Origin of the sequence: Microbulbifer sp. TB1203 (assembly GCF_030997045.1) — a bacterium.
Classification (GTDB): domain Bacteria; phylum Pseudomonadota; class Gammaproteobacteria; order Pseudomonadales; family Cellvibrionaceae; genus Microbulbifer.
In genome coordinates this window covers 4,169,316-4,186,288 of the sequence record NZ_CP116899.1, presented here as the reverse complement: position 1 = coordinate 4,186,288, position 16,973 = coordinate 4,169,316, and the positions used below count along the sequence as shown (strand labels likewise).

The window sequence follows — 16,973 nt, the reverse complement described above, 5'->3', positions numbered from 1 at the left end:
CCAAATCCAGATACTTCATCGATATATTTTTATTGAGTTCCTGAATGGCTTTTCTACCTGTACAGAGCACCTCAAAGGAGAAGCGTTTTATCACACCATCCGATAACAGCTCAATCACACGCTATTACACGCCATTACAGGAATGCGTAAATTTCCACCAATATGTTTGCAAAGCGAACAGAAACTTACCGGGAGATGAGTTTTTCACTCACATCCACCATCCGATTCGCAAACCCCCACTCATTATCAAACCAGATCAAAACTTTGACCAAGTGGCCACCAGCCACCCGCGTCTGGCTGGCATCGACAATACCGGAGCGGGAATCGTGGTTAAAATCACAGGAGGCGAGGGGTTCTTCGGTGTAGCCGAGGATTCCGGAAAACCGGTTTTCCGCGGCGGATTTGAGCAGGGCGTTGACTTCGCCCTGGGTGACGGGTTTGCGCAGTTGCGCGGAGAGGTCAATGGCGGAGACATTGACGGTGGGGACGCGCATGGCCTGGGCTTCGAATTTTCCGGCCAGGTGAGGGAGGATGCGCTCGATGCCGCGGGCGAGGCCTGTGTCCACCGGGATAATCGAGGTGACCGCGGAGCGGGTCTTTCTTAAATCCGTGTGATGGTAGGCGTCGTTTACCGGCTGGTCGTTCATCGCCGAGTGGATGGTGGTGATTACGCCGGCTTCTATGCCGAAGGCATCGTCCAGGGCGGAGATTACCGGTACGCTGCAGTTGGTGGTGCAGGAGGCGGCGGAAATAATTTTTTCATTGCCAGTGAGAATATTGTCGTTGACCCCGTAGATAATGGTGGCATCCACGTCGCGGCTGGCAGGCTGGGAGAAAAGTACTTTTTTGGCGCCGGCTTTTAAATGCAGTTCGGCTCGCTCGCGCTCGCTGAAGCTGCCGGTGCACTCGAGCACTATGTCCACCTGTTGGGCGGACCAGTCCAGGTCTTCAAGTTTTTCGCGGTGAGTTACCGCTATATGGTCGCCGTTGACGAGGAGTATGCCCTCTCCCCCAACCCCTCTCCCAGAGGGAGAGGGGAGAGTAGAGACCTCGCCGCTGAAACGGCCGTGCACGGAGTCGTATTTTGTGAGGTGGGCGATGGTGGCGCAGTCGGCCAGTTCGTTGATGGCGACGATCTGCAGGCGGTCTCGGCTGCTTCCTTCGTAGAGGGCACGGAGTACGCAGCGGCCGATTCGGCCGTAGCCGTTGATGGCGAGTCGAACAGTCATTTAACGGCCATTGGCTTTGGCATGGGGAACAGGCATCAGTGCAATCTGGATTCCGACATACGCCGGAATGACGATTTATCGTTCGTCATACCGGCGTATCACGGTATCCAGATTGCTTGTTAGGAAAAAACTATTACTTCAGCAGTTTTTCCACTGTGGCGACAACATTTTCCGCGGTAAAGCCGAAGTACTCCATCAGCTCGCCGCCGGGGGCGGATTCGCCGAAGGTCTTCATGCCGACGATGGCGCCGTCGAAACCGACGAATTTGTACCAGTAATCCCCGTGCCCGGCTTCCACTGCGACGCGGGTGCGCACCGCCGTCGGCAGTACGGATTCGCGGTAGGCTTCGTCCTGCTCCATAAAGGCTTCCGCACAGGGCATGGAGACCACGCGGATTTTGCGCCCGGAGAGTTCCTCCTTGGCGGCGATGGCCAGTTCCACTTCGGAGCCGGTGGCGATGATGATCGCTTCCGGCACGCCCTCGCAGTCCGCCAGCACATAGCCGCCGCGTTCGATCTGTTTGACCTGCGCTTCGTCGCGCCCCTGGGGCGACAGGCCCTGGCGGCTGAATATCAGTGCGCTGGGGCCGTCCTTGCGGCTCACGGCCATTTTCCAGCATACCGCGGATTCGGTGGTGTCGCAGGGGCGCCAGGTGTGCAGGTTGGGGGTTGCGCGCAGGGCGGTGAGCTGCTCCACCGGCTGGTGGGTGGGGCCGTCCTCGCCGAGGCCGATGGAGTCGTGGGTGTAGACGAAGATCACCCGCTGCTTCATCAGCGCGGCCATGCGCACGGCGTTGCGCGCGTATTCCATAAACATCAGGAAGGTGGCGCCGTAGGGCACGAATCCGCCGTGCAGGGCGATGCCGTTCATGATCGCGCTCATGCCGAATTCGCGCACGCCGTAGTAGACGTAGTTGCCGGAGGCGTCGTCGGCACTGATGCCCTTGGAACCGGACCAGATGGTGAGGTTGGAGCCGGCCAGGTCGGCGGAACCGCCGAGGAATTCCGGCAACAGCGGGCCGTAGGCGTTGAGCGTGTTCTGGCTGGCTTTGCGCGAGGCGACCTTTTCCGCGTTTTCCTGGCACTCGCGGATGTACTGGTCGGCCTTGACCGGGAAATCCGCCGGCAGCTCGCCGCTAGAGCGGCGCTCGAACTCCGCCGCCAGTTCGGGAAACTCTTCCTGGTAGTCGGCGAAAATGTCTTTCCACTCCTCTTCCTGTGCTTCTCCCTTGCCGCGCGCATCCCAGCCCGCGCGGATCTCTTCGGGGATTTCGAAGGGGGCGTACTGCCAGTTGATGGTCTCGCGCACCAGGGCGATTTCGTCGTCGCCCAAGGGCGCGCCGTGACACTCCTCGCGGCCCTGCTTGTTGGGGGAGCCGAAGCCGATCACGGTCTTGCAGCAAATAAGGGTGGGCTTGGTGGTCTCCGCGCGGGCATCTTCGATCGCGGCTTTGATTGCAGCGGAATCGTGGCCGTCCACGCCCGGGATCACGTGCCAGCCGTAGGCTTCGAAACGCTTCGGGGTATCGTCGGTAAACCAGCCCCGCACTTCGCCATCGATGGAGATGCCGTTGTCGTCGTAGAAGGCGATCAGCTTTCCCAGACCCAGGGTGCCGGCCAGGGAGCAGGCCTCGTGGGAAATGCCCTCCATCAGGCAGCCGTCACCCAGAAAGGCGTAGGTGTGATGGTCCACCAGCTCATAGCCGGGGCGGTTGAACTGCGCCGCCAGTACCTTCTCCGCCAGCGCCATGCCCACCGCGTTGGTGACGCCCTGGCCCAGCGGACCGGTGGTGGTCTCCACCCCGGGGGCGTAACCGTACTCCGGGTGGCCCGGGGTCTTGGAGTGCAGCTGGCGGAAATTCTTCAGCTCTTCCATCGGCAGGTCGTACCCGGAGAGGTGCAGCAGGGAGTAGAGCAGCATGGAGCCGTGGCCATTGGAGAGCACGAAGCGGTCGCGATCGGCCCAATGCGGGTTGGCCGGGTTGTGTTTCAGGTAGTCGTTCCACAGGACTTCGGCAATATCCGCCATGCCCATGGGCGCGCCGGGGTGGCCACTCTTGGCTTTCTGGACGGCATCCATGGACAGGGCGCGAACGGCGTTGGCCAGTTCGGTGCGGGACGGGGTGCGGGAAGACATAGGACTCAACTCTCTGGGATCGGTGTGGGGCCGGATTTGTCGCGGCGACAAAAATGAGGGCGTATTTTCCCGTAATCGTCCCGCCGGCGCAAAGGCTGTCTGGCCGATCCAGCCCGCCAATCTGTCGCAAATATACCTATATCAAAAAATTTTGATATAGGTCGCAGGCACTGCTAGACTGCTCGCCATGCCTCAATCCCAGCACTCCGACAGCGACGCAATCCCCCAACTGGCGGCCCGCCTCAAGGCGGCCGGCGACCCGCTGCGCCTGGAGATACTGCGCCTGCTGAGCCAGGACTCCTACAGCGTGCTGGAGCTGTGCCGCATTTTCGACCTGCGCCAGCCGGCGCTCAGCCACCACCTGAAGGTGCTGGCCCAGGCGGGCCTGGTCAACAACCGGCGCGAGGGCAACAACCTCTTCTACCGCCGCGCCGGCGACAGCGAAACCCTGCAGCAGCTGTTCACCGGCCTGGACCGGCTGCCGCTGTCCGCGGAGCGGGCGGAGGCGGTGGAAGCGGTGGCGCGGGAGCGGGCCGAGGCCTCGCGCCGCTTCTTCGCCGACTACGGCAACCGCTTTCGCGAGCAGCAGGAGCTGATCGCCGGCTACGAGGTCTATGGCCCGCAGGTGGCACAGCTGCTGAAACCCGGCGCCGCGGCGCTGGAGGTGGGACCCGGGGAGGGGGAGTTCCTCGCGGAACTGGCCGGGCGCTACCAGAGGGTCACCGCCCTGGACCTGTCCCCCACCATGCTGGAGCGGGCACAGCAGTTCGCCGCCGGGCGGCGGCTGGACAATATCGAATTTATCTGCGGCGACACCCGCGAGGCGGCGGAGCGGCCGCGGAGTGCGGACAGCGTCGTGGTAAATATGGTGCTGCACCACACGCCGGAGCCGGCGCAGATCTTCCGGGACCTGCAGGCGGCGCTGAAGAGCGGCGGCCAGCTGCTGGTGGCCGAACTGCAGGACCATCGGCAGGACTGGGCCCGCGAGGCCTGCGGAGACCTGTGGCTGGGCTTTGCCCCGGAACAATTACAGGGCTGGGCGGAAGACGCCGGCCTGAAGAGCGGCCGCAGTGTGTACAGCGCGCTGCGAAATGGCTTTCAGATTCAGATCAGAGAGTTTCTAAAACCGTAGGGGCGAAATTTTGCCTGCCTCTACAGCGTACTGTCGTCATTCCGGTGAAGGCCGGAATCCAGGTGCCACGAAACTGGATACCGGCCTGCGCCGGTATGACGAACATTAAAGTAATTTAAGTGGAATTTTTGAACCGCCGCGGCGGAATAAATGGAGACTGCCACATGAGTGAGTACAGACTGTTTACCTCGGAGTCCGTATCGGAAGGACACCCGGACAAGATTGCCGACCAGATTTCCGACGCATTACTGGACGCCCTGCTGGCCCGTGACAAGCAGGCGCGGGTGGCCTGCGAGACCCTGGTGAAAACCGGCATCGCGATTATCGCCGGCGAAATCTCCACCACCGCCTGGGCGGACCTGGAGGAACTGGTGCGCAAGGTGATCTGCGATATCGGCTACACCTCCTCCGACGTGGGCTTCGATGGCGAGACCTGCGGCGTGCTCAACGTGATCGGCAAGCAGTCCCTGGATATCGCCCAGGGCGTGGACCGCTCCAGACCGGAAGACCAGGGCGCCGGCGACCAGGGACTGATGTTCGGCTTCGCCACCGACGAGACCTCCACCTTTATGCCCGCCCCCATCTACTACGCGCACCGGCTGGTGGAGCGCCAGGCGGAAGCGCGCAAGTCCGGCCTGCTGCCCTGGCTGCGCCCGGACGCCAAAAGCCAGGTGACCTTCCGCTACGACGAGCAGGGCAGGCCCTGCGCCATCGACGCGGTGGTGCTCTCCACCCAGCACAATCCGGAGGTGAGCCAGGCGGACCTGCGCGAGGCGGTGATGGAGCTGATCGTGCACCACACGCTGCCCGCGGAGTGGCTGCACGCGGACACCAAGTACCATATCAATCCCACCGGCAACTTCGTGATCGGCGGGCCCGTGGGCGACTGCGGTCTCACCGGACGCAAGATCATCGTCGACACCTACGGCGGCATGGCCCGCCACGGCGGTGGCGCCTTCTCCGGCAAGGACCCCTCCAAGGTGGACCGCTCCGCGGCATATGCCGGCCGCTACGTGGCCAAGAATATCGTCGCCGCCGGACTGGCCAGCCGCTGTGAAATCCAGGTCTCCTACGCCATCGGCGTGGCCGAGCCCACCTCGGTGTCCATCAACACCTTCGGCACCGGCAGGGTGAGTGAGGACAAACTGATCGAACTGGTGCGCGAGCACTTCGACCTCCGCCCCTATGCGATTTCCAAAGCGCTGGACCTGCTGCACCCGATGTACCAATTGACCGCCGCCTACGGCCACTTCGGCCGCGAGCCCTTCACCCACACCTACAACTGGACGGACAGCGACGGCGAGGCGCGCAGCGAGACCTTTACCGCGTTTCCATGGGAAAAGACCGACAAGGCGGAGACGCTGCGCGCGCAGGCGGGGATTTAATAACGGGACTCGCACGATTGCGCTGTAGGAGCGGGCCATGCCCGCGATCAGGCTGTGTTGTTGGCATTTTGGATCGCGGGCATGGCCCGCTCCTACAGGAAAAGAAACGAATTGATTGGGTAAAAGACGATGAACCAGATGAGCACCGAATTTAAAGATTTCAAAGTGGCCGATATCACATTGGCGGACTGGGGCCGCCGCGAGATCGAAATCGCCGAGGGGGAAATGCCCGCACTGATGGCGCTGCGCGAGAAGTACCGCGCCGAGCAGCCGCTGGCCGGCGCGCGCATCATGGGATGCATCCATATGACCATCCAGACCGCGGTGCTGATCGAAACCCTGGTTGCGCTGGGCGCGGAAGTCCGCTGGTCCTCGTGCAATATTTTCTCCACCCAGGACCACGCCGCCGCGGCCATCGCCGCCAATGGTATTCCGGTGTTCGCCTGGAAAGGGGAAACCGAAGAGGAATACGAATGGTGCCTGGAGCACACTGTGGGCGCGGGCGTGGCCGGCTGGCAGCCGAACATGATTCTCGACGACGGCGGCGATCTCACCGAGCTGCTGCACCGCAAATACCCGGAAATTCTCGACCAGTGCCACGGCGTCAGCGAGGAGACCACCACCGGTGTGCACCGCCTGCAGGAAATGCTGCGCGAGGGCACGCTGAAAGTGCCGGCAATCAACGTCAACGACGCGGTCACCAAGAGCAAGAACGACAACAAATACGGCTGCCGCCACAGCCTCAACGACGCCATCAAGCGCGGCACCGACCATTTGCTGTCGGGCAAGAAGGCGCTGGTGATCGGCTACGGCGACGTGGGCAAGGGCTCCGCCGCCTCCCTACGCCAGGAGGGCATGATCGTCAAAATTTCCGAAGTGGACCCCATCTGCGCGATGCAGGCGTGCATGGACGGCTTCGAGCTGGTGTCGCCCTATAAGGACGGCATCAATACCGGAACCGCCGACAGCATCAACCGCGAGCTGCTGGCCAACACCGATCTGCTTGTGACCACCACCGGCAACACCAATGTGTGCGATGCCAATATGCTGCAGGCGCTGAAAAGCGGCGCGGTGGTGTGCAATATCGGTCACTTCGACAACGAGATAGACACCGCCTACATGCGCAAGCACTGGGATTGGCAGGAAGTGAAGCCGCAGGTGCACAAGATCGTTCGCAACAGCGAAAACAACGATCACCTGCTGCTACTCTCCGAGGGCCGCCTGGTCAACCTGGGCAACGCCACCGGCCACCCCAGCCGCATTATGGACGGCTCCTTCGCCAACCAAGTGCTGGCGCAGATCCACCTGTTCAAGGAAAAATTTGCCGAGCTGCCGGCGGACCAGAAGGTCTCCGCACTCTACGTGAAAGTGTTGCCGAAGGAACTGGACGAGGAAGTGGCACGCTATATGGTCGAAGGCTTCGGCGGCGTGATTACGCGGATGACCGAGGAGCAGGCCAAATATATTGGCGTCTCTGTGGATGGGCCCTACAAGCCGGAAAGTTACAAGTATTAATTACCCGGGTACTGGATGCCGGCCTCCGCCGGCATGACGATTCAACTGTCGTCATTCCGGCGACTCGCTAGAGCAGCGAAGCTCATGCCGGAATCCAGAAAACCTGGGGACTGAGAATTGCATTATGACCAACTCGATTCGCATCAGCTTTGAATTCTTCCCCCCCAAAACCCCCGAGGGCCGGGAGAAACTGTACAAGACCCGCGAGGCACTGCAGGAATTCCAGCCGGAATTCTTTTCCGTCACCTACGGCGCCGGCGGCACCACCCGCGAAACCACCGCGGATATCGTTACCGGCCTGCGCCGCGACGGCATCTCCATCGCCCCGCACTTGTCCTTCGGCGGCGACAACGAGGAAACGATTCTCGGACTGCTGAACCGGTATAGGGAAGCGGGCGTGGACCGTATCGTCGCCCTGCGCGGCGATATGCCCTCGGGCATGGGCGCAGTGGCGCAGATGGTGTATGCGAACGAACTCGTGGCCTTTATCCGCCGCCACACCGGCGACCAGTTCCACCTGGAAGTGGCCGCCTACCCGGAAATCCACCCGGAGTCGGAGAGCTACGACGACGATATCCGCTACCTGAAAGCCAAGTTCGATGCCGGCGCCAACAGCGCCCTTACCCAGTATTTCTACAATCCGGATGCCTATTTCTATTTTATCGATCAGTGCGAAAAGGCCGGCATAGAGGCGCCCATTTACCCGGGCATCATGCCGATCACCAATTTCGCCAACCTGGCGCGCTTCTCCCGCAACTGTGGTGCGGAAATTCCGCGCTGGCTGCGCAACCGAATGGAGAGTTTTAGCGATCCGGAGGATATCAAAAAGCTGGGACTGGAAGTGGTGACCGATCTCTGTGAAACCCTGCTGGAAGGGGGAGCTCCGGGGTTGCACTTCTATACCATGAACCAAGCGGAGCCCAACGCGAGCATCTTGAAAAACCTGGAGCTCGGATAGCAACCGAAATTCCTGTACAAAAAAGCCCGGCAATGCCGGGCTTTTTGCAACTGCGTCAAGATAAATCAAAGCCCTCCCGGCCCACAGTCATTCTGTAGGTACTCCTCAAGAGAAGACAGTACCGCATAATGGTGCTGCGGGAACCAGGGCATACTGTGCCAAAGATCCGGGATCTCCATATATTTAACTGGCTTATCGAGTTCTTCAAGCTTGCTGTAAAACTTGCGCGATTGATCCAACGGCACCCGCTGGTCCCTGTCACCATGAAAAATGAATAGTGGAATATTTGCTTTTTCAGCATTGTAATGCGGGGACAGGCCGGCAATAGTTGGATTCTGGAATTCACGATTGAACGGATTTTCAAACGTGATCTTATCAAAGGTGTCCAGTTCCGATAAGCCGGCTCCCGCGATGGCGCACTGATAGGGATTGTCTTCGCGCACTGTCGCTGCCATCGCGGCATAGCCCCCGTAGGAATAGCCGTAAATGGCTATACGGTCTTTCGTGGTGATGCCCTGCTTTACCAGCCATTGTGCGCCATCGTCCTTATCGTCCTGCATTTTCTGACCCCACTCACGGTCCCCGGCTCGCCACAATTTCTGGCCCCACCCTTCGGAACCCCGATACTGGGGCTGCAATACCGCATAGCCGCGATTTGCCAGGAACTGCGCCCACATATCCCAACCGAGATAATCTCGCGCCCAGGGGCCACCGTGGGGCATGATCACCGCAGGGTATGGCGGCTTTCCGGTAGACGGTATAGTCAGGAAGGCTGGTATTTCAAGTCCGTCGCGAGCCTTATAAGTGATGAACTGCATATCCGACATTTCATTCGGATCGATATTCGGGAAGCTGCGTCCCAGCGGCAGCAACTGGCTGCCATTGATCAGCAGGCTATATGCACCGGGCTCTCTGGGACCAGAGGAAAAGATCACTATCAAACCCAAACCCCGCGACATTGAGGTCATTCTGTGGACCTGATCTTCGGGCAGCGCGGCGTTAACCTTTTCCTGCAATTGCGCATATAGAGGGTCCGTATAGACGGTTTCGATCGCGGGACCCGCGACCCGGTAACCGATCAAATCGGACTTCCCCGCTTGCGGGTAAGGCTTTGTCATGATTCCGAAGGTTTCGAAGTTCTCACCCACAAACAGAGGCTCACCGAGCTCTCTTGTTTCCGGGTCATACTTCCTGATGACAGCCTTATCACGGCCTGTATTGTCCGAGACATAGACTGACCCGTCCGCCGCAACGGTTATGCCATCGAGCCCGACACCCTCACGTTTGGCAGCGTAGAAAGTAAAGTGCTCTTCCCATTGGCCTGACTTCTGGTTCTTCAATGAAGTGATCAGGCGGATCTCATCTCCAGATCCATCGATCTGTTGCTTGACGGCGATCCTCCCGAGGGTGTCTATCGAAAAGGAACTTCGGTCATCGCCACGGAATACGCGCTTGGTAGTCAGGCGTTTCAGATCCAGCTCAAGATACTCTTCAGCGCGCTGATTCGTAGTGATACTAATGAGGACCTTGTCGGGCTTGTCAGAGAGCAAATTGACCACCGAAGCGGACTGAATATCGTCCCGGTGCCTCATCAACTCGCGAAACTTTCCGGTTTTCGGGTTCAGGATGTAAGGAATATTCCGGAACCACTTAGTGGTCGTAGCGCCCAGGCGGTAGTCAAACTTCTGCCGACCGACAGCAAACAGCTTGTCGTCGCTAAGCCATTGCAACGCGATCAGCTTACTATCTTTTGGTCGAAAGCGTTTCGGCACCTTTGACAGTGATTGCACACCCCATATCGTAGCAAACGGCGCCTCATTGACATCGGCAAGTGTCAATGCGGCTATATGAGTACCTGCGGGATTAACTACCACCGCGTCAATCAGAGGATCGTGCACCCAGGCCTCGAGAGGAACCTCCTTGGCCGCAGCCATGACGGAGAAAAGCATGGGCACAAGCGGGATAATTAGAATTTTGTATAACTTACCAATCATTTCTATCTGCCAGTAGCTTGTTTTATCGGTTATATGGTCCCGTTGGCAAAGGAAGTATGTCAGCCAGCGCACTGACTGACATACTGCAATTTACAACTGCGGATTAGAACTCATATCCAAGCTGCACCATAAAGGTACGGCCGAACATCGGGTATCCGGAACCGGGCAGAGTATTGAAAACCCTGGTGGCAGATACGGAACCCGTACCATCAGAAACGATAGGCGGCTCATCGTCGAGCAGGTTGCGAACTGTAGCCAACAACCGCCAGTCGCCCTGTGTATAGCGGGCCGATATCGTGTGATACAGCTCGTTGTCGGTCTGTGTGATCAGGCGCTCATTGGGCTCTTCAGCGGTCGAGCCTATGTAGTCGATACGCCAGTTAAACTCCCACTCCTTGTAGTCAATACCAACGTCCATATCGCCACGCCAGTGTGGAAACCCAAACGCACCTTCATAGTTCTCCGTTTCACCGAGAATTTCAGAGTTGGATTCATCGGTATATGTGATTGTGGTATCGACGCTCAGATCGAAGCTATTGAAAGAGTGCTCATACAGCATATCGATATCGTAGCCGGAGGAATTGAACTTGCCGACATTGATGAAGGACGCATCAATGGAACTTATGAAGCCATCGTCATCGCGGGCACCGACGCGCGAACAGAATGGACTCGAGAAATCCTCTGAGCCGTAGCAGTTAAGCAGCAGGCTGGTTGCGCTCAGGCTCTGCACGGTATTGCTCAGCTCGATATCGTACCAGCTTACCGCCACGGAAAGGTCAATTTCATCAGGCTGCCAGACAAAACCGTAAGTATGGGAATCGGAGGTCTCCGCCTTCAGGTCGTCGGCACCACCGGTGATGGTCAGGATTGAGCTGTTGCCGTTCTCGCCGAAATCTTCAGAGACCACTGCCGCACAGTTCTGGTAGATGATATCACCCGGATCGAATGTGGACGTATAATTCAAACAGGGATCAGCCAGGCCGGGAGAAAAACCCGTCTCGTCACCCAAGAATATTTCAAAAAGATCCGGAGCACGGAAAGAGGTACCTTTGGTTGCCCGCAGACGGAAACTCGGCAGCACCTGCCAGTTCAAAGCGGCGCGATAGGTAGTGTCATCACCGTAAGAATCGTAATCGGTCCAACGAGTAGACACATTCAAACTGAGGTCCTCGGCGATCACGGTATTGGCGAGAAGGGGTAACTCCAGCTCACCATAAACCTCTTTGACCTTATCCGTACCCTTGGTGCGCCGGGCCGCAGAAAATCCCCAGAGGTTGTCGGCCTGGGAGTGCTCATCCGGCACATCGTCTATGGATTCCTGACGATACTCTACACCGATCACGCCCATTACCTCGCCGGCGGGCATACTGAAGAGTTCACCGGTCGCATGGCCTGCAAACTGGACAGCGTCGTAGGTGGTTTCACCCTCGGTCCACGCGGTCAGATAGTCGAGTTCCGCCTGGGTCAGCCGGCCGTTCAGCAGCGCATCTTCGGTAAAAAGATTGGCAGCCACGCAGCCGGGGTTATTGGCAAGGTCCTTACAGACCAGATTACCGTCTACATCCAGCTCAGCATTGAGAGAAGCAGTTACACGATCATCCAGAAACAGCTCTGTACCGTAAGTTCCCTTGGAATAGCCATAACCTATATAGGCATCGTAGGTCCAGGTTGCCGACAGGTCGCCTTTAAGTCCGGTAAAAAAATTGTATCGATCGAGAGCGACTTCATATTTGGGGTCGAGTAGCTCGTAACTGGGCAACACAGGTTGTACGGCAAAGCCGCCAAATGCGGCCAACGGGCCATTAGTACCAAACGGGTTTGTCGGATTGTCCGCTGGAACCAGGGGAAAGAATTGTGAGTAGCCGCTATTAGACTGTGTTTCGCGACGGTTATAGTAAAACTCGTAGTAAGCAGTCGCGCTCAGCTCGTTAATTGCAAAGTCGTAGTTGCCCAATGACGAGATATTGATCAGATCCATCTCTGTCTGTACCTGGGCAATTTTAGCGCCGCGGCTATCTATATAGAATTCTCCGGAGTTATCCAGTTCAGTCTCAGGTACCGTTGTGTAGTAGGGGATTCCGTAGGTTCCGTTGATTTCCGGATCGTAATTCGGGTTGCTTGTATCGGCACCCGGCCCCAGGGACGGATCGAAACGAGCCCATCCAAACGGAGATACAGCGAAGCCATAAATCGTTCCGAAACAAAGCTCTTTGCCAGTAGCCGGGTCGCGGTTATCGATGGTGCCATTGCCATCGTTATCGGTCAGGCGCGGTCGCGTCGTACATTCGGCATAGTCGAGATCACTTTGGACAATTTCGGTCTGCTTGTAAAAACTTGAGGCCAGGTTAACACTCCAGTTATCGCCAGTTGCACCCCAGACTCCATCCAGTGAATAGTCTTCCCCCTCACCCATTTCCGGCATGCGGTATGTAAAGTCTACACGGCCGCCATCTATGGATTCCCGGGTAATTGCGTTGACTACACCCGCAATCGCATCGGCGCCATAAATGGATGAAGCACCATCTTTCAGAATCTCGTAACGACTTACAAGTCCCGACGGTAAAGCAGTCAGATCGACAGAGTTAGTGGAGCCGCGCACACCGGAAGGTGCCCAACGCTTGCCGTTGACCAGTACCAGCGAGCGCTGACCGCCGAGACCGCGCAGGGATATGGCATGGGCGCCGGGCCCCCCGTCAGTTACGTAACCCGAAAACGAATCATCGATCTGCTGGCCGGATGCCACGGAGGAATTCTGAAGAATATCAGACGCATTTACCAGTCCGGCAAGCGCACTTTTGTCAGAAGTTATTACCGCTATTGGGGCGGTACTGCTGTACGTATCGCGCTTGATACGCGAACCGGTAACCACCACGTTCTCAAGTATTTCCTCCTGGGGCGCCGGCTCGATCTGTCCGGCATCTACAGATTGCGTTTCAAGGATTTCTCTATCATTATTTTCCTGTGCGGGCAAATATGGCGCCCCCACTGAAAGTGATCCCGCAATTGCAAGGCTCAAAAAATTCCTATTGAACTTGAGCTCCATTTAATCCTCCAAAAATTATTATTTTTTATTCGTAATTAAATTTTCCTTACAGGTCTTCTGGTCTCTCATGTCCCTGTAGGGCACTTTTTATAATAACGACATACAAGCTGTCGCTCGATACCTTGTGGCCAAATCGAGAAAAAAGAAAAAATTTATCTTTATAGGGAGGATTTGTACGCCAATTTAGGTACAGGTGTTACAGATTTTTAGTTCGCGGATGCAAATCTAATTCTGCTGAGAGGGGGAGAGACTTGGGCAATAGAGACTGGCAACGCTTGTTATGCAAGCCAATTTGTGCATTTTGTGAGCAATCCTTGCACGCATGTCCATCGAATATGGGGCTGCATACATTGTAATGCTGGTTTTTACTGACCAAGCTCTCGCAGTTGCTTGTGCAGAAAGCGCACTTCAGGCTCCTGCCGCGCAAGCTCCAGAGCCCTCCCATAGGAAGCTTTAGCATCCTCTATTTTCCCAAGCCGCCGGCACAGATCCGCCCGCGCCGCGTGGGCAAGATGGTAGTCCGCCAGTTCGCCACTCGCGAGTATTTCCTCCACCAGCTCCAGGCCCGCTTCGGGCCCGTCGCGCATGGCCACCGCCACCGCGCGGTTCAGCGCCACAACGGGCCCCGGGGCCAATCGCAGCAGCACGTCGTAGAGGCCGACGATCTCCCGCCAGTCCGTCTCACCGGCGCTGGGGGCCTCGGCATGTACCGCGGCGATCGCCGCCTGCAGCGAATAGGGTCCGAAGCGCTGGGAGCGCAGCGCGCTCTGAACCAGTGTCACGCCCTCGGCAATCAGCTCCCGATCCCACTGGCTGCGGTCCTGGTCTTCCAGCAGCACCAGCTCGCCGACGGCGTCGGTACGGGCATTGCGGCGGGATTCGTTCAACAGCATGAGTGCCAGCAGGCCCTGGACTTCCGCATCGGGCAACAGCTGGTTGAGCAGGCGGCCCAGGCGGATGGCCTCGCCGCTCAGGTCCGCGCGGGTCAGCGCTTCACCGGTGGACGCGGAGTAGCCTTCGTTAAAGACGAGGTAAATCACCCGCAGTACGCCGTCCAATCGCTCGGGGAGATCGCGCCGCCCCGGGATCTGGTAGGGAATGCCGGCGCTGCGGATCTTGTTTTTCGCGCGCACGATGCGCTGGGCCAGGGTGGCGGGGGCGCTGAGGAAGGCGCTGGCGATCTCCTCAGTGGTGAGGCCGCAGACTTCGCGCAGGGTGAGGGCTACCCGCGCGTCCATGGACAGCGCCGGGTGGCAGCAGGTGAAGATCAGCCGCAGGTGGTCGTCCTCCACCCGGTCCTCGGCCCAGTCGGCGGGATCGCCGGTATCGGACTCCAGCTTCTCCGCCATTTCCTCGGTGAGCGGGTCCTGGCGCGCTTGTCGGCGCAGCCGGTCGATGGCCTTGAAACGGCCGGTGGATACCAGCCAGGCGCGCGGATTGCCCGGCACGCCCTCTTCCGGCCACTGTTTGAGGGCCGCGGTGAAGGCTTCGTGCAGCGCCTCCTCCGCCAGTTCGAAATCTCCCAGCAGGCGGATCAGGGTGGCCAGCACCCGGCGGGATTCCGCGCGGTAGATTTCCTCAAGTTGTATCTGTATTGCTTTTTCCTGTACCACCGCCGCGCCTCTCTGCCTGATTCCGTAGGAGCGGCCCATGGCCGCGATCGATCTTTGCCACTGGCAAGGCCGATCGCGGCCATGGGCCGCTCCTACAAAAAACCGAGGCGGTTATTCAACCATCGAATGGCAGCGGACAACAGGCGCTATTGCTGCGGCTTGTCGCAATTGACCATCCACGGGGTGCCGAAGCGGTCGGTGAACATGGCGAAGCGCTGTGCCCAGAAAGTCTCCTCCATGGGCATGGTGATCTCACCGCCCTTCGACAGGGCCTTGTAGATGCGCTCCGCCTCTTCCGGCGTGTCGACACCGATGGTGATATGCATCCCCTGTGCAGGCTTGTAGCTATTCGGCGCATCGGAGGCCATAAAAACCTCCTCCCCGACTTTCAGCTGCGCGTGCATCACCTGGTCACGCGCTTCCGGGGAAATGTCCGCTTCCGGGGGCGCCTCGGCAAAGGTCATCATTGCGATGATCTCTCCGCCGAGTACTTGGGCGTAAAACTCGAAGGCCTCTTTGCAGTTGCCTTGAAAATTCAGGTAGGGGCTGAATCGCATAACTATTTTCCCTGTTAAGTGGTTTGTTGCATTCAATCCCCTCTCCCTTTGGGGAGAGGGGGTAATTATTGCGATGGCTAGACTTCCAACTGGCGCACCGGACGCACTTCCACACTACCCACCCGCGCAGCGGGTATGCCTGCGGCGATCTCCAGCGCTTCATCCAGGTTCTGTGCATCCAGCAGGTAGAAGCCGGCCAGTTGTTCCTTGGTTTCGGCAAAGGGCCCGTCGGTGATGCTGACCACACCGCCGCGCATACGCACTGTGGTGGCGCTGCTCACCGGCTCCAGGGCCTCCGCTGCCAGCATGCGGCCGCTCGTGGCCACGGATTCGGCATAGGCCTGGCACTCGGGATCCTCCGGGCTGTCCGGCATCGAGTGCAGTTTGTCCTCTTCGCTGTAAACCAGGCACAGATACTTCATGGCGATCTCCTCGTTTATTGTGCTGCCGGCAAAGCCTAGGCCGGCGGTCGATACTATACGCCGGAGAACGGCGATATCATTTTTCAAACGCAGCAATGCAAGGGCCCGCTGGACGGCCTGATTCAGGTCCCGAGCCGCAATCAGCGCCACCGCCACCAGCGGTGGCGCCAAATGTAGCGCGGTGGATTCCGGCGGGTAAACCAGCCCCAGATATTTCACGATGCCCTCGCACTCGCTGTGTTCTCACAACTAGTCGCGCAGGGGCGGGGGAAATCGACAGTCAGTTATCAGTTAATTGAACTAGGCAAAGCCCGGGCCGGCCACCACGGCGAAACTCATCGCGGCCAACAAACGCCAACCTGACATCGGGAGGCTCCTCCTATCGCTCCGCCGATACCGGCGGTTGATCGAAATTGAGAATACGGATCACCAGACGGCGGTTCTGCTTGCGCCCCTCCGGAGTGTCGTTGTCGGCGATCGGCCGGCTGTCGCCGAAACCCTCGGCCTGCACCCGGTCCCCGGCAATGCCCCTTTCCAGCAGGAAGCTGCGCACCCAGTTCGCGCGCCACTGGGATAGTTTCAGGTTTTTCTCCGCCTTGCCCTCGTTGTCGGTGTGTCCCTCGATGGCAATGCGCAGGTCCGGATAGTCACGCATGATGACCAGCAGCGCCTCGATATCCCCGAGGCTGTCCATGCGGGGGGCAAAGCCGCCGTACTCGAACTCCACATTCAGAATAAATTCACTACCCTGGTCACGCGGTTTACCGCGCAGGTAGCGCACCAGTTCATCAGCAAAGGGGGCGGCATTGCGGGCGGCCTTTTCGCCTTCGCTGTCCGCCACCGATGGAGGGTTCAGGACGTATTTCTTGTGGGGGTCGTAACAGCCGCCCAGCGCCAGGGCAGCGAGCAGCGGCAACGACAGGAAAACGGCAAAACGGGCGTTCGCCATGGGCGGGAAACCTCGGCATCTGGCGGCGGCTGGCGTTAA

At 58.7% G+C, this 16,973-nt stretch carries 12 protein-coding genes; 4 read left to right on the top strand and 8 right to left on the bottom strand.

Going from position 1 to position 16,973, the window contains the following annotated elements; genetic code table 11:
- Nucleotides 1–185 precede the first annotated feature (185 nt).
- Both gap and tkt read right to left on the bottom strand, forming a co-directional pair.
- On the bottom strand, nucleotides 186–1,229 hold the full coding sequence (gap, locus tag PP263_RS18000) for a type I glyceraldehyde-3-phosphate dehydrogenase (protein ID WP_308365244.1): 1,044 nt from the start codon (nucleotides 1,227–1,229) through the stop codon (nucleotides 186–188).
- 133 nt (nucleotides 1,230–1,362) lie between these two features.
- Complete coding sequence (gene tkt, locus PP263_RS17995; RefSeq protein ID WP_308365243.1) at nucleotides 1,363–3,366, bottom strand: transketolase; 2,004 nt, start codon at nucleotides 3,364–3,366, stop codon at nucleotides 1,363–1,365.
- Between the two features lie 187 nt (nucleotides 3,367–3,553).
- Here tkt and PP263_RS17990 point away from each other — a divergent pair, with 187 nt between their 5' ends.
- The 4 genes from PP263_RS17990 to metF all read left to right on the top strand — a co-directional run bounded on the left by PP263_RS17990 (nucleotide 3,554) and on the right by metF (nucleotide 8,356).
- The gene (locus PP263_RS17990) at nucleotides 3,554–4,498 is read left to right on the top strand and encodes a metalloregulator ArsR/SmtB family transcription factor (RefSeq protein ID WP_308365241.1); all 945 of its coding nucleotides are present in this window, start codon (nucleotides 3,554–3,556) and stop codon (nucleotides 4,496–4,498) included.
- A gap of 164 nt (nucleotides 4,499–4,662) precedes the next feature.
- The gene (metK, locus tag PP263_RS17985) at nucleotides 4,663–5,883 is read left to right on the top strand and encodes a methionine adenosyltransferase (RefSeq protein ID WP_308365240.1); all 1,221 of its coding nucleotides are present in this window, start codon (nucleotides 4,663–4,665) and stop codon (nucleotides 5,881–5,883) included.
- A 129-nt stretch (nucleotides 5,884–6,012) separates the two neighbouring features.
- Complete coding sequence (gene ahcY, locus PP263_RS17980; RefSeq protein ID WP_308365239.1) at nucleotides 6,013–7,398, top strand: adenosylhomocysteinase; 1,386 nt, start codon at nucleotides 6,013–6,015, stop codon at nucleotides 7,396–7,398.
- A gap of 124 nt (nucleotides 7,399–7,522) precedes the next feature.
- Nucleotides 7,523–8,356 (top strand): methylenetetrahydrofolate reductase [NAD(P)H], encoded by an 834-nt coding sequence (metF, locus tag PP263_RS17975; protein WP_308365238.1) that lies wholly within the window; start codon nucleotides 7,523–7,525, stop codon nucleotides 8,354–8,356.
- A gap of 65 nt (nucleotides 8,357–8,421) precedes the next feature.
- Here the strand turns inward: metF and PP263_RS17970 are convergent, their stop codons facing one another.
- The 6 genes from PP263_RS17970 to PP263_RS17945 form a co-directional block, all read right to left on the bottom strand.
- On the bottom strand, nucleotides 8,422–10,350 hold the full coding sequence (locus tag PP263_RS17970) for a prolyl oligopeptidase family serine peptidase (protein ID WP_308365237.1): 1,929 nt from the start codon (nucleotides 10,348–10,350) through the stop codon (nucleotides 8,422–8,424).
- 103 nt (nucleotides 10,351–10,453) lie between these two features.
- Nucleotides 10,454–13,393 carry a TonB-dependent receptor domain-containing protein gene (locus PP263_RS17965; RefSeq protein ID WP_308365235.1) on the bottom strand — a complete coding sequence of 980 codons (2,940 nt, stop codon included), beginning with the start codon at nucleotides 13,391–13,393 and terminating at the stop codon, nucleotides 10,454–10,456.
- Between the two features lie 365 nt (nucleotides 13,394–13,758).
- The gene (locus tag PP263_RS17960) at nucleotides 13,759–15,006 is read right to left on the bottom strand and encodes an RNA polymerase sigma factor (RefSeq protein ID WP_308365234.1); all 1,248 of its coding nucleotides are present in this window, start codon (nucleotides 15,004–15,006) and stop codon (nucleotides 13,759–13,761) included.
- A gap of 146 nt (nucleotides 15,007–15,152) precedes the next feature.
- On the bottom strand, nucleotides 15,153–15,563 hold the full coding sequence (locus tag PP263_RS17955) for a VOC family protein (RefSeq protein ID WP_308365231.1): 411 nt from the start codon (nucleotides 15,561–15,563) through the stop codon (nucleotides 15,153–15,155).
- 77 nt (nucleotides 15,564–15,640) lie between these two features.
- Entirely contained in the window at nucleotides 15,641–16,204 is a 564-nt protein-coding gene (locus tag PP263_RS17950; RefSeq protein ID WP_308365229.1) for a YciI family protein, read from the bottom strand.
- Nucleotides 16,205–16,364: 160 nt separating this feature from the next.
- Nucleotides 16,365–16,934: an OmpA family protein gene (locus PP263_RS17945; RefSeq protein ID WP_308365228.1), complete on the bottom strand. Its 570-nt coding sequence runs from the start codon at nucleotides 16,932–16,934 to the stop codon at nucleotides 16,365–16,367.
- Nucleotides 16,935–16,973 lie beyond the last annotated feature (39 nt).